The 15,385-nt window shown below is 48.7% G+C and carries 7 protein-coding genes; all 7 read left to right on the forward strand.

What is annotated here, in order from left to right:
• Nucleotides 1-12: 12 nt before the first annotated feature.
• The 7 genes from ACX1DY_RS06045 (at nt 13) to ACX1DY_RS06075 (ending at nt 15,385) form a co-directional block, all read left to right on the forward strand.
• The gene (locus tag ACX1DY_RS06045; RefSeq protein ID WP_458963276.1) at nt 13-981 is read left to right on the forward strand and encodes a LacI family DNA-binding transcriptional regulator; all 969 of its coding nucleotides are present in this window, start codon (nt 13-15) and stop codon (nt 979-981) included.
• Between the two features lie 198 nt (nt 982-1,179).
• Complete coding sequence (locus ACX1DY_RS06050; protein WP_458963434.1) at nt 1,180-2,097, forward strand: ABC transporter permease; 918 nt, start codon at nt 1,180-1,182, stop codon at nt 2,095-2,097.
• 13 nt (nt 2,098-2,110) lie between these two features.
• Nucleotides 2,111-3,007 carry a carbohydrate ABC transporter permease gene (locus ACX1DY_RS06055; protein ID WP_458963277.1) on the forward strand — a complete coding sequence of 299 codons (897 nt, stop codon included), beginning with the start codon at nt 2,111-2,113 and terminating at the stop codon, nt 3,005-3,007.
• Nucleotides 3,008-3,115: 108 nt separating this feature from the next.
• Nucleotides 3,116-4,741, forward strand: a complete 1,626-nt coding sequence (locus tag ACX1DY_RS06060; RefSeq protein WP_458963278.1) for an ABC transporter substrate-binding protein — start codon at nt 3,116-3,118, stop codon at nt 4,739-4,741.
• 23 nt (nt 4,742-4,764) lie between these two features.
• A complete protein-coding gene (locus ACX1DY_RS06065; RefSeq protein WP_458963279.1) occupies nt 4,765-7,233 on the forward strand; it encodes a PfkB family carbohydrate kinase in 2,469 nt (822 codons plus the stop codon).
• Nucleotides 7,230-9,509, forward strand: coding sequence for a GH32 C-terminal domain-containing protein (locus ACX1DY_RS06070; RefSeq protein WP_458963280.1), 2,280 nt, complete (start codon nt 7,230-7,232; stop codon nt 9,507-9,509). Before ACX1DY_RS06065 ends, ACX1DY_RS06070 begins: the two co-directional genes overlap by 4 nt.
• A 119-nt stretch (nt 9,510-9,628) precedes the next feature.
• Nucleotides 9,629-15,385 (forward strand): GH32 C-terminal domain-containing protein, encoded by a 5,757-nt coding sequence (locus ACX1DY_RS06075; RefSeq protein WP_458963281.1) that lies wholly within the window; start codon nt 9,629-9,631, stop codon nt 15,383-15,385.

Consider the following 15,385-nt stretch of genomic DNA (forward strand, 5'->3'; position numbering starts at 1 on the left):
CGGGGGTGTTAAATGACAAGCATTAAAGATGTAGCTGGCTTAGCCGGCGTTGCTGTAGGAACCGTGTCCAGAGTCATTAACAACTCTGGTGCTGTAAAACCCAAGACACGCAAAAAAGTAGAGGAAGCCATAAAAGAACTGAATTATTTTCCTAATGAGGTGGCCCGTAATTTCAAGATGCAAAAATCCAAGATGGTAGCTCTGCTGCTTCCAAGCATCTGGAATCCATTCTTTTCTGAATTGGCTTATTACATTGAGGATGAATTGGACCGGGAAGGCTTTAAGCTTATGTTATGCAATAGTGGCGGCAAACCCGAAAAGGAGCTGTATTATCTGGAAATGCTCCGGCAGAACAAAGTGGCTGGTATTGTTGGCATAACCTACAACGATATCGAGAATAATGTGAGCAACGACATTCCGATTGTAAGCATCGACAGACATTTTAACAAGAAGATTACCTGTGTGACCTCAGATAATTATGAGGGAGGACGTCTTGCTTTAAGGGAGCTTGTGAAAGCGGGGGCCAGGAAGCCGGCTTTTATGGGAAGTGTCACTTCTGTTTTTAGCGAAACCATGAACCGGAGACAAGGATTCATTCATGAAGCGGAAGCTTTGGGTATCGATTATGTGATCTACGAGAAGCCGGATCCAATAGTGGATGACAATGCTTATTTTAATGAGTTCCTTAACAAGCATGACGATGTGGATGGCATTTTTGCTATTACCGATATGCTGGCAGCCAACTATATAGACAGAGCACGCAAGCAGGGCATTCGTGTTCCAGAAGATGTGAAGGTCGTAGGTTATGACGGCATTCAGGATAATTCTTATTTTCATCCTATCCTATCAACGATCAGGCAGCCGGTGGAAGAGATGGCACGCATGACCATCAGACTGCTCTTTAACAAGATCGATGGCATACCTTTAGATAAGCAAGTGTATCGTATCCCTGTTATATTCAAGCAAGGTGAAACGACATGATCCCATTTGGATCGGAAAACTTCAGCGCATCCTGTGTATGAAATCTACTAACTGATGTTTTTCATTCAAAATTGGAAACGTTTCAAAAATAATCAGGTTTTTCTTAACCTAAATTGGAAACGTTTCAAATTGACTGATTACTTTACATTGAAAGGGAGTATAAGAGTGAATTCAAGAACCAGCGTGGCGGATCATTCCATGATCAAACCCAATCGCAAACGATGGAGCCGGGTCAAACGCGACTACGAGCTGTATCTGTTTTTGCTGCCGATCATTATTCTGTATCTCGTATTTAAGTACTATCCGATGTACGGGGTGCAAATTGCTTTTAAGGATTTCTCGCCAAGTCAGGGGATCTGGGGAAGTGAATGGGTAGGATTTCAGCACTTTAGAGATTTTTTCAATTCCTATAACTTCTGGACTATCATTACGAATACGCTTTCCCTCAGTTTTCTTTCGTTGTTGTTTGGCTTCCCTGCTCCGATCATCATCGCCATTATGCTGAATCAGATGCTGGGCAAGTCCTATAAGAAATTTGTGCAGACAGTGATCTATGCTCCGCACTTTATATCTACCGTTGTGCTGGTCGGCATGCTTAATGTTTTTTTGTCGCCAAACAGCGGAATTGTGAATCACGTCATTACCTTGTTCGGAGGAGATCCCATTCTGTTTATGGCCGACGCAGGCTGGTTCCGTCCTCTGTATATATTATCAGGGGTTTGGCAAGAAACGGGCTTCGCCACCATTATTTATCTTGCTGCTCTTGCGGGAGTCAACCCTGAACTGCACGAAGCTGCAATTATGGATGGGGCGAGCAAATGGAAACGTGTATGGTATGTGGATATTCCAAGCATTTTGCCGACAATCGTCATCCTGCTGATTCTCGCCCTCGGCAACATTATGAGCATCGGCTTTGAAAAGGCGTTCCTTATGCAGAGTGATCTGAACTACGCCACCTCCAATATTATCCCTACTTATGTGTATGAAATGGGGATTCAGAAGGCCCAGTACAGCTTTTCTACGGCAATCGGCCTATTTAACTCCCTTATCAATATTATCCTGATTTTCACTGTTAACCGGATTGCCAAAAAGATGACAGAAACCAGTCTGTGGTAAGGAGGAGTTTATTTTGAATCAATTATTGAAGCGAAAGAGCAGAGGGGATATATGGTTTGACATCATCAACTATATTCTGTTGACCATCATTATGCTGCTCGTATTATACCCGTTGTATTTTGTCTTGGTTGCATCATTCAGTGACCCCAATTATATCTACTCCGGTGAAGTTTGGCTGTTTCCGAAAGGATTCACGCTGGATGGTTATGAGCGGATTTTTAGTGACTCCTCCATATGGATTGGGTATGCCAATTCGATTTTATACGCGACTCTAGGAACATTAATTGGAGTAGCTGTGACTGTATTTGCGGCCTACCCGTTAGCCCGTAAGGATCTGGCCGGGAAGTCTGTGATTATGTGGTTTTTGCTGGTCACTATGTTTTTTAGCGGCGGGTTGATTCCAACTTATTTGCTGATTAAGGATCTTCACTTGCTGAATACGATGTGGGCTCTTGTCATTCCAGGGGCAGGCGGTGTATTCAACGTCATCATTGTAAGAACCTTTTTTCAGTCATCCATACCGGATGAGATGTGGGAAGCGGCCTCTATTGATGGATGCTCCAACACCAGATTCTTCTGGAGCATTGTGCTGCCTTTGTCCAAGTCGATCCTGGCAGTAATGGTGCTGTATCATGTTGTCGGCTTCTGGAATGGTTTCTTCGACGCTTTGATCTACCTGAACGATGAGAGCAAGTACCCGCTGCAATTGGTGCTTCGCAACATTCTTGTCCAGAATCAGGTCAACGCCGGCATGATGATCGATGTGGAATCCTATGCAGCCAAGATGCGCGTTACAGAACTGATCAAATACGGTGTCATCATGGTATCCAGTCTGCCGCTGCTCATATTGTATCCTTTCCTGCAGAAGTACTTTGTTAAAGGTGTAATGATCGGCTCGATCAAGGGATGATACGGGGCAGGGGCTTGAAAGGGGGGATGTACAGGATCAGATGAATACTGAGGAAATGCAATATATGATTTTCGCTTGTGGAACGAAATAAGGGGAGGTTATGTACTAATGAAATCATTATTCAAAAATGCGGGGATTCTGGTGCTGGCCGGAGCGTTTGCGCTAAGCGGATGTTCGGGAAACGGTAACGGGTCAAAGAATCAGGCGGAGAATCCTGATCAAAAAGCCAATTTCAACAAAACCGGTCTTCCCATTGTTAACGAAGCAGTGTCCTTAAGAATGGTATCCCCGAAGGCTGCATTGGCACCGGAGTACTCAGAGATGGAAATCTTCAAGCGGCTGGAAAAGGAAACCAACGTGAAGATTAACTGGGAGAACATCCCTGACACCGATTATACAGAAAAGAAAAACCTGCTGCTCGCGAGCGGTGATTTGCCGGATGCCTTTTATGCAGCTGGATTTACCGATTACGAGCTGATCAATTACGGTAAAGACGGGACCATTATTCCGCTGGAGGAATTAATTGATCAATATGCGCCTAATTTGAAAGCGCTTCTCGACCGCCGGCCTGATATCAAATCATCGATCACAGCACCGGATGGACACATCTACGGGCTGCCATCCTTTGAAGAGAATAACCTGGGAACCAACCCCTTCTTTCACGTTATCAATAAAAGCTGGCTAGATAAGCTGGGTTTGAAAGTGCCGCAAACGCTGGATGAATACACGGAAGCGCTGCTTGCCTTTAAAACAAAGGATCCAAACGGCAACGGCAAGCAGGATGAAATCCCGTTAAGCTTTATGCACATGCAGTGGTGTATGGATATTGCCGGACTTTTCGGGGCATTTGGACTTCCGGATAACCTGGAACATCGGGTCGTCCGCGATGGAAAAGTTATTTTTACTGCGACTCAGCCTGAATATAAGGAAGCTTTGAATTATTTCCATGAGAAATGGTATAAGCAGGGTCTGATTGATCCGGAATCCTTCACTCAGGACGCAGCACAGTATTTGGCCAAAGGAAAAACGACAGATGAGACGCTCGGATCTTATGTCTGGTGGGAAGTCGAAGAAGTTGTCGGAACCGAACGTGCCAAGGACTATGTTCTGCTGTCCCCGCTGAAAGGACCGAATGGGAAGCAAACAATTGGACGCGCCAATGGCGGGGGTCCGGGACGCGGGGCTTTTGTGATTACCAAAGCGAACAGCAATCCGGAAATCACAATGCGTTGGATCGATCAGCAGTATGAACCTTATATGGCTGCTCAAATCCACTGGGGTCCACTGGATGTAGTATTCAAAAAAGACGAAAACGGGAAATTGGTGAACCTGCCGCTTCCTGAAGGAGCCTCTGCTGGTGAGTTCCGTCAAAAAGTTGCTCCAGGAGCGGGCGGACCCGGTGTTATTACTATAGAAGATCTGGGGAAAGTTGTAGATCTGGAGCCGCGGGCCCAGCAGCGTGCTAAAGATCTGAAGCAATACTACGATCCATACATGGAAAAGGAAAACTATCCGAGTATCTTCTTTGGGCCAGAGGAACTGGACAAAATCAATAAGATAGAACCTGAACTGATTAAGTATGTAAATACCCAAAGAGGAAAGTTCATTGTGGATGGCAGTACAGATGCGGAATGGGACAACTATCTGAAGACACTGGACAAAATGGGCCTGAAGGAACTAATGGAAATTTATCAGACCGGTCTGGATCGTTATAACGCAAATCTGAAAAAATAAATAAACATAGGTGGGGAGAAACTGTGCTTGATGTTATCGCCATAGGGGAAGTATTGATAGACTTTACTCCGGCAGGGCGTTCAGCCGGGGGGAACGAGCAGTTTGAATGCAATCCGGGAGGGGCTCCGGCTAACGTAGCCGCTGCACTATCCCGCTTGGGCGCCAAATCGGCACTCATCAGCAAGGTCGGGGAGGATCAATTCGGTTCCTTGCTGCACCGAACACTGCTAAGCAGCGGTGTTGATGTATCTGAAGTATCTTTCACAAATGAAGCGAGTACAACGCTGGCCTTTGTCCATCTGGATGACAATGGAGACAGATCGTTCAGCTTCTTCCGGAAGCCGGGAGCAGATACCTTCCTGCACTCGAAGGATGTTCCGCTGGGCCGGATTGAAACCTGCAAGGCGCTGCATTTTGGCTCATTGTCCATGACCCATGAACCAGCCCGTACCGCAACCAGGGCGGCAGTTCTCAAAGCCAAGGAAGCAGGAGTGTTGCTCTCGTTCGATCCGAATATCCGGTTTGCGTTATGGGAGAGCAAGGAGGAAGCAAAGCAGAATATACTTTGGGGCATGAATTATGCCGATATCCTAAAAATTTCGGATGATGAGCTTTCTTTTATCACAGGTACCAGCGATGTTGAGAAAGGTTCACTGGAACTGGTGCAGCAATTTGATATTAAACTAGTCGTCGTCACTTTAGCGGAAAAAGGCTGCTATTACCGTTTGAATGGTCAGGATGGATATGTGCCGGGATTTAAGGTCAAGGTCATCGACACGACAGGTGCCGGTGATGCTTTTCTCGGCTGCTTGTTATATAAGATTCTGGAAAACGAAAGTTCTCTGCAGGATCTAACCGGCCAGCAAATGATTAGCATGCTGACCTTTGCCAATGCCGGTGGAGCGTTAGTTGCAACACGGAAAGGGGCTCTCGGGTCTATGCCGACGGCAGATGAGATTAACCAGATGATAGAGTACGATCAACAGTATAATGCCGATCGTTTCAGACCGGGGTTTCATTTCTCACCTCCCTCCAACTGGGCGAATGATCCCAACGGATTAGTCTACTATGAAGGAAGCTATCATCTCTTTTATCAGAATCATCCTTACAGTAATAAATGGGGGCCGATGCACTGGGGTCATGCTGTAAGCAAGGACCTGGTTCACTGGGAGCACGCACCTATTGCTTTATTTCCGGATGAGCATGGAGCTATTTTTTCCGGCTGCTGTGTAGTGGACTGGAAGAATAGCAGCGGATTATTTGAAGATTCCCATGGACTCGTCGCGATCTTTACCCATGCGGACACACATCCGGAGACCGGTCAGCCGCGCCAGCGTCAGAGTCTGGCTTACAGCAGCGATAAAGGCCAGACCTGGCACAAATATGACGGAAATCCGGTGCTCGCTGAGGATGAGCTGATAGACTTCCGGGACCCGAAGGTGTTCTGGCATACGCAAAGTGAGCGATGGATTATGGTTATTGTCGCGGGAGACCACGCCCGGTTCTATGCATCCGGCAATTTGCGTGAATGGTCGCTGACGGGTGAATTCGGCAGAGAAGAAGGCTCACACGACGGTGTTTGGGAATGCCCTGATCTGTTTCAGCTGCCGGTGGATGACACCGGTCGTTCCAAATGGGTGCTCATCATTAGCATCGGGGATAATCCCGATCGTCCGGAAGGATCACGTACGCAATATTTCATTGGAGAGTTCGATGGAAATACGTTCATTAATGACAATTCGGCTGATCATATCCTATGGCTGGATTATGGCAGAGACAACTACGCGGGAGTTACCTGGTCGGATATTCCGGAGCAGGACGGACGCCGCGTGATCATCGGGTGGATGAGCAACTGGAAGTATGCCAACGAGACGCCTACCGGTTCCTGGAGAGGCGCAATGACCCTGCCCCGCGCCTTGTCTCTAACCTGCAAGGACGGAAGTGTAGTGCTGACTCAAATGCCGGTCCGTGAAATAGAACAGCTGCGCAAAGAATCTATGAGCTGGATGGATGTCACAGTTACGCCAGAGACCCCGTTCATACAGAAGACGAATCATGATCTGATAGAGATTGAAGCAGAGGTGGATGTTCTGTCCGGTGACGAGGTGCAAATTCATCTAAAGTCCTCCAGACAGAGCGAGATTGTTATCGGATATGACTCTGCTGAGGGGTGGCTGTTCACCGACCGTTTGAAATCAGGTGTAACTGATTTCCACCCATTGTTCGCGAGCCTGCATGGTGCCAGCTTGGCTGCGGTGAATGGACAGCTCAAGCTGAAGGTCTGGCTGGACCGCAATGCGGTAGAGGTGTATGCGGATAATGGTTTGGTTGTGCTGACCGATCAAATTTTCCCGGACGCTCCGGTTGAGAATATCCGGATAAGTACAAAATCAGGACAGGTTGTCCTGAACTCGCTTCAGATCCATACTTTGGACGCTATTCACAGTCCGGGTGGTAACACAGGGCAGACAGCAGGGAGGAATGAGGCATGAGCAGCCAAGCGGGCAACCGGGGGCTAATGATGCACTGGGCTTTTGATGAAGGAACCGGGGCAACTGCTCTGGAGAGCGTAACCAAGACGCTGGATGATGTCCAGTACGTATTTAACCAAGCGGAGTTCACTGAACCTTGTACTCCGTCATGGAGACAGGGGATAACGGGAAGCGGGCTCCTCTTCGATGGTTACTCGACATACATCGCACATCCCGTTCACGGGGAAGAGCTAAATGGAGAGCCGGAATTTCTATCGGCACTCAGTATCGGGGTATGGGTTGCCCCGCGCACCTATGAATGGGGATATGAAGGCAAGCTGGCCGCCATAGTGAACCGGCACAATAAGGAGGTCAAGCAGGGTTATCTGCTTGGCATGTTCCGTCACGGCTCCTGGTCCTTCCAAATTGGACTAGAGGGAGGAGACTGGAAGGAAATCTGGTCACCGGACGGCTATGAACTGCCTAAGAATGAGTGGTCTTATGTGAACGCTGTGTTCGATGGGAACGAGGGTGAAATCAAGCTGTTTCTGAACGGCAGCCTAATTGATTCGGCTGCTGTGCCCCGCGGTTCCCGCCTGGCTGAGGCGGTGGGCACAGATCTGCTCATCGGCAGGAACAATCACAGCAGTAAGCTTGCGGATGTGTTCAGCCTTCACATGTTCAGCGGAATCATGGATGAGCTGAAGATTTATAACCGCGCCCTGAGTAATGAGGAAGTGGCCGCTTCTTATCAGGAGGTGCTGGGTTCCGTTCCTGGAGGCGTCCGGCCGGAACTGAAATATGATGACATCAAGCTGGATCGTACTCCCTTGCTGGCGGACCGGCACAGACCGCAATATCATGTCAGCCCGCCGGCCCATTGGATGAATGAGCCTCATGCGCCGGTCTATTTTGACGGACACTATCATTTGTTCTATCAGCACAACCCGCAAGGGCCATTCTTTCATCATATCCATTGGGGACATTGGGTGAGTAAGGACCTTGTACATTGGCGTGATCTTCCTGTAGCCCTTGCGCCTGAGAAGGATCAGCTCGCGCCGGACGGAATTTGGTCGGGAAGCGCAACTTATGATGCAGACGGCCTTCCTGTCCTGTTCTTTACAGCGGGCAATGACAGTGCTTCACCGAATCAGAGCGTGGCGCTAGCCAGAAGCACTTATTCCGAAGATGGAGACCCTGATCTGGTTAGGTGGATCAAACATCCGGAGCCGCTGATCGTACAGCAGAAGGGAATGGGTGCATTCGGGGATTTCCGGGACCCGTTCATCTGGAAGGATGAGGACGGCTGGTATGCCCTGGTTGGATCGGGAATTGAAGGGGAAGGCGGAACAGCGCTGGCATTTGTATCAGAAGATATGTTGAATTGGACGTACAAAGGGCCTTTTTATCAGGCGGATATTCAGAAATTCCCGTATCTTGGACCTATTTGGGAGCTTCCTGTCCTTCTTCCTCTTGGTACCGACAAGCAGGGCGATTACAAGCATCTTCTGCTGGTCAGCCCTGTTGGAGCAGGCGCGGATGTAGAGGTGTTCTACTGGATCGGACAGCTTGACAAGCACAATCTATCATTCATCCCGGATCAAGAGGAACCTCAATTGGTTGATGTCGGCGACTTCCATTTTACAGGTCCAAGTGGAATGGTTGATCCTGTGACGGGCAGAAAAATCATTTTTACGATAGCGCAAGGTGACCGTACATCCGAACTGGAGTACCAGTCGGGCTGGGCTCATAACGGCGGCCTGCCGTTAAGCGTGTATTTGAGAGAGGATGGACGGCTGGGTATCGAGCCGATTCAGGAGCTTCAATCGCTGCGCGGCGAGAAGAAGCTATCGCTTCGTGACAAGTCATTAGCTGAAGCAAATAACCTTCTCAAGGATGTTCAAGGCGATATGCTCGAGATTCAATTAGAACTGGAGCCGGGGAGTACCATGGAGCTCGGGATCAAAGTCCGGTGTACGCCGGATGGAGAGGAAGAAACGCTGCTGTATTATGACTGGAATGAATCCATGCTCCTGGTCGATCGGACGAAGACGACACTGCATCCGGGAGAAAAGTGCAGAGGAAAACAGGGCGGCATGCTGGAGTTATCAGGAGAGAATCTGAAGCTGCACATCTATTTGGACCGCTCCATGGTCGAAGCCTATGCCAACGGGTTGAAAAGCCTGACGACCCGGGTATATCCAAGCCGTAAGGATGCCTTGGGGCTTGAGCTCTGGGGAGATGGCAAGTCATTGGTGAAGTCTATGGAAATATGGGATATGAAGTCTATTTGGTAACGCGGGGCGCCTAGGCGCTCCTTACCCCATGGATAAAATAAAACCTCAAATAAGTTAACTACTAATTGGAAGCGCTTCAATTTATCAAGTGAATAAAAAGTGATGAAGGAGGCTTGTTAATGAGGAATGCCAAAAGTATTAAATCTTGGATATCCAGAATGGTTGCAGGGGTTATGGTTCTTCAGCTTGTGGCTCCAGGGATCCAAGGCGCAGCTGCAGCTGGAATTAAAATGGAAGGCGGGGAAGCTTCTGCTCCAATCGCAGACCTGGGATTGTCTGTTACGGATGCAGTCTATCAGATTCCCCGGGTTGAAGCGAAATCGTCCGTTACGGATGCAGTTTATGAAATTGTAAATCCGGGATTTGAAACAGGAGACTTGACTGGCTGGACCGTTATCAAAGGGAACGCGTTTGGTCCGAATAGCGTATCCGGGGATTCCACTTGGTGGGCAGAACAAATTCCGTATAACCAGGAAGGGACTTATCATTTAAACGGCTGGAAGTATGATGAGGCTGCGACAGGAGTGCTCCGGTCCAGCACCTTCGAGCTGGGAGGCAGTGGTTGGATCAGCTTTAAGCTTGGCGGTGCAAAAAATCAAGATAAGGTATATGTAAATATCGTGGAAGCGGATACGGGTCAAGTGATTGCCCGGTATGGCAATGGCGCCTTCGCAGACGTAGGCTTTCCGAATCCTGCTCAGGGCATGCGGCTTGCCAACATGGAGCAGTATAAGGCAAATCTATCTGATTATTTAGGCAAGAAGCTGTATGTAGAGATCGTAGATAATGCATCCTCAGACTGGGGATTGATTTTTGCAGATGCTTTCTTTATGTATCATGAATCAGAGCCTGCCGGAGGCATCATTGCCACGGATATCAAGCCGGATTACAAGCGCTACCAAATAAAAAATCCAAGCTTTGAAACCGGGGATCTGGCCGGATGGACCGTTGTGGAAGGTGAGGCATTTGGGCCAGACAGTGTATCAGACGAAACCACCTGGTGGGCGGAGCAAATTCCGTATAACCAGGAAGGCGCTTATCATCTAAACGGCTGGAAGTACGACGAAGCGGCGACCGGGGTGCTTCGATCCAGCACCTTTGAGTTAGGGGGAACGGGCTGGATCACCTTCAGACTGGGCGGAGGCAAGCATACGGATCAGGCATATGTGAGCATTAGTGATGCGGATACGGGAAACCTGATTGCCAGATATGGCAACAGCGAATTTAACGATTCCGGATTCCCGGACCCGGCACAGGGGATGAGACTCGCGAATATGCAAGAGTATAAAGCCGACCTGTCCAAGTATATAGGCAAAAAACTATATATAGAGATCGTCGACCATGCAGTCTCGGATTGGGGTGTGATTTTTGCGGATGCCTTCAATACGTTCAATGAAATTGTACCGGATGAGGGGGTCATGGCTGAAAACATCATTCCAACCGAAATCGCAAACCGCGGGTTTGAGACGGGCACCCTTGAGGGATGGACGGCCACGGGAGATGCCTTTCAAGTGACCGATCAAGCAGCCGCTGGTAAAGAAGGCAGCTTCTATGCCAAATCTACCGTGGAAGGAGAAGGCTCAATTACTTCCAGCGCCTTTACCCTTCAGGGGAACGGGACGATTACCTTTTCCATTTTGGATATTGTACAACCTGAGAATGCCTATGTTGCACTATATGATGCAAGCACAAATGAATTGCTTAAACAAACCGGCAATGTCAGTGCAAATGAGAAGATTTCCTGGAATGTATATGAACACTACAATAAGAGGCTCTATATCAAGGTAGTCGATCAGTCAAATCAGTCTGGTATTTCCGTTGATGCTTTTCAGGCAAACAGTACGGGAAACATCTTCTATATGAATTTTGATGAAGGCGCGGGCAAGAAGGCGCTTGAGCAAGTAAGCAATCTTGAACACGAGGTAAACTATGTGTTTAATAGCGCCAGGTACATGGACTCCAAAGATCCGAGATGGACTCCGAACGGAGTAAAGGGCGGCGCCCTGCTGTTTGACGGTTATTCGAATGATATTGAGGTTAACGCGAAGGATACCATTCCCGTAAGCGACGCGCTGACGATCGAAGCCTGGGTGGCTCCGCGCAGCTATGAATGGGGAGACGGCAATAAGCTGTCTGCCATTGTGAATCAGTCTGATCAGGATAAGGCTGAAGGCTTCGCGCTTGGCATGTACCGGCATGGCACATGGTCATTTCAGGCCGGAATCGGCGGACAGTGGATTCAGGTAGGGGTTAATGACCATCCGCTTGAGAAATACAAGTGGAATTATATTGCCGCCACTTTCGACAAGGGAGCCGGGAAGATTAGGCTGTACCTGAACGGAGAGGAAGTAGCTTCACAGGCAACCCCGCTCAATGTTCCGATCACATCATCTACAGCAAGCCTGATTATCGGGAAAAACAATAAACCCGTAGAGCTGGCCGGCCTGTTCTCTTACAATATGTTCAGCGGACTCATCGATGAAGTGAAACTACAGAACAAAGCGCTCACGGATCAGGAGATCCTTGCTGAATATGAGAGTGTAAAGACGCTTCACGGCGGCACGATTCCGGAAATTCCAAACGGCGATATTGATGAGGACCCCAGTGTATTCGACGGTGATCAGCACCGTCCGCAGTACCATGCGATGCCTCCACAAAATTGGATGAATGAAGCGCATGCACCGATTTATTATAACGGCAAATATCATTTATTTTATCAGCATAACCCGCAAGGTCCATACTGGCATCAAATCCACTGGGGACATTGGGTGAGCGACGATATGGTGCATTGGGAAAATGTGAGACCTGCGCTTGCACCTGAGGCGGGTACCCTTGATCCGGATGGCACATGGTCAGGCAGTGCAGCATATGACCGCGACGGAAATCCTGTTCTGTTTTACACCGCTGGTAATGACTCTCTGTCTCCGAACCAAAGAACAGGGCTGGCAACGCCGGCCGATCTGTCGGACCCTAACTTGGAGAAATGGGAGAAATACCCTGAACCGATTACAGAGCAGAATGGAAACGGGATTCATAACGAGTTCAGAGACCCGTTTGTATGGTATGACAAAGAGACGGACAAGTGGTATCAGCTAGTAACCTCTGGTCTTAAAGACTTCAGCAGCGGTACAGCTTTGGTATATGTATCCGACGATATGTACAACTGGGAGTATAAGGGGCCATTATACGTCAGTGACAGAAGCTTATACCCTGAGCTTGGCACGGTATGGGAACTGCCAGTGCTGCTGCCGTTAGGCAAGGATAGCACGGGCAAGCAAAAGTATATCTTTATGATCAATCCGCATGAGAAACCGGAGCAAGTTCCGCCGGCGAACGATGTGCAAAGAGATGTTGAGGTCTTTTATTGGATTGGAACCTGGGACCGGGATAACTTTAAATTTATACCCGATCAGGATGCGCCTTCCAAAATGGATGTGGGCGACGGCTATTTAACCGCAGAGAGCGGTATGGTCACCCCTGACGGAAGAACGGTTGTGTTCTCCATGGTACAGAATGTAAGAACACCGCAGGCTGAATACCAAGCCGGATGGGCCCATAATCTGGCACTGCCGGTTTCCTTGAGCCTGGATGAGCACGATGAATTGCGCATTGAGCCGATTCAAGAATTGCAGAGTCTGCGGGGTGCTAAATTGGTTGATTTTGCCGACAAAAATCTGCAGGCTGCCAATCAATTGATCCAGAATGTCAAAGGCGACATGCTGGAGATTGTGATGGAGATCGATCCGGGCGAAGCCCAGAAATTCGGTCTTAAGGTGCGGCGCTCCGATAACGGCCAGGAGGAAACACTGATTTACTATGACAAGACCGACAAGACATTCAATGTGGACCGGACCAAGAGCAGCATCGACCCGGATGTCCGGGTGGATGGTATTCAGGGCGGATATGTAGATCTGAACGGAGAAAATCTGAAGCTGCATATTTTCCTGGACCGCTCGGTAGTCGAAGCCTTTGCCAATAATAAGAAAAAACTGACCACACGTGTCTACGTAGGAAGATACGATTCATTGGGCCTCAAGGTATGGGCCGACAACGATATTACAGTCAAGTCCATGGAAGTATGGAATATGAATGCCTTGACGGGTGAACCGGCAGCTCCGGTCGATGTTCCTGACAACTGGGACAACTCCGTATACACCGATATTACGGATCTGCCTAACCATGATTTTGCTACAGGTGATTTAACAGGCTGGATTACTGAAGGAGACGCCTTCCAGGATGTCCATGTGACTGATACCCAGTTTTTCTGGGAGACGATCTACTTCAATCCGTCGCATAAAATTCCGGGTGGCTATCATTTGTGGGGCTTCAACGAGCAAGCCGGAGGTGACAGCTTAACGGGAACGCTGAAATCGCAGAAATTCATTCTTGGCGGGAATGGCAAGATCAACTTCCTGGTCAGCGGCGGGCGTGATATCGATAAGCTGTATGTTGCGCTGGTCCGGGCATCAGACGGTAAAGAGCTATTTAAAGAGACCGCCACTAATTATGAGGAGTATCAGCGGAAGATCTGGGATGCATCGCAGTATATCGGCCAAGAGCTTTACATCAAGGTGGTTGACCAATCCACGGGCGGTTTCGGACATATTAACGTCGATGATTTCAATGTACCGGTTAAGTTGCAGAATCCGACGAATCCGAATAACCCGACCGATCCAACCGATCCAACCGATCCGGCCGGTCCGACTGACCCAAACGGTCCAAGCGATCCGATTGCTACAGCCGCTCCAACCAGTCCTCCAAGTCAGCCTGTGATTTCGGCAAGCAAACCGGAGAGTCAGAGCAGCTTGTCATTCGAGATGGCAAAGGGAGAGCGGCAGGTGCTGTTCCCTGTGACCACATCTGCAAATGACGGCAAGAATGCCCTGAAGATTAAAAACACAGATGTGGAAATCGAAGTCCCCGCAGAAGTATTAAAGGAATTGCAGGCACAGGTTACGGGCAGCGAGTTAGAACATGCGAAGATCTCTTTTGAAATGGAAACTTTATCTTCAGAGCAAAGCAAAGAACGGGTTGCACAAGCCGGGCAAAAGAATCAGGCAGCTATCTCTGCGGCTGGAGAGGTCTACGACTTCAAGTTGTCCATTGTGAAGCCTGATGGAACGAAACTGACGCTTGAGAAGTTCTCCAAACCCGTCTCAATCAGACTGACTGCACAGGAGAATTCCCAACAAGATCTGACGGGCATTTATTACATCGCTGATGACGGAAGACTAGAGTATATGGGTGGAATCTTTGCGGGCAGTAAATGGACAGCGAATGTGAGCCACTTCAGTAAGTTTGCCGTCCTTACTTATGACAAATCGTTTGAAGATGTTAATGCCTCCTATTGGGCCTATGACGTAATTAAAAGGATGGCCGCGCAGCAAATTGTCTTAGGTGTGAGTGAAACGGCATTCGCCCCAAAGCAAAAGGTGAGCAGGGCTGAATTCGCTGCCTTGATCACCCGTGCACTCGGAATAACAGCGAAGAACTCAGCCGCATTCAAGGATGTAGATTCAACAAAATGGTATGCTGCTTCCATTGCCGCAGCATACGAAGCGGGAATTGTAACCGGAAGAAGTATAGACACCTTTGTACCGGAGCAAAACATAAGCCGTGAAGAAATGGCAGCTATGATGTACAAAGCGTATCTATTCCATGCAGGACAAAATGCTGCCGTCAATCGCCAGAGTGACTTTAAGGATGCTGGTACGATCAGCGGCTGGGCTGCAAATGCAGTCGCTGGCGTACAGGAGCTAGGATTAATCAGCGGGCGCGGGAACCAATTATTCATGCCGCATGAATATGTTAACCGTGCTGAGAGTGCACAAGTCATCTCGCTATTGCTTAGCCACTTAGAACAACGGGAGGAATAG

The sequence above is a fragment of the Paenibacillus sp. BAC0078 genome (assembly GCF_054483875.1).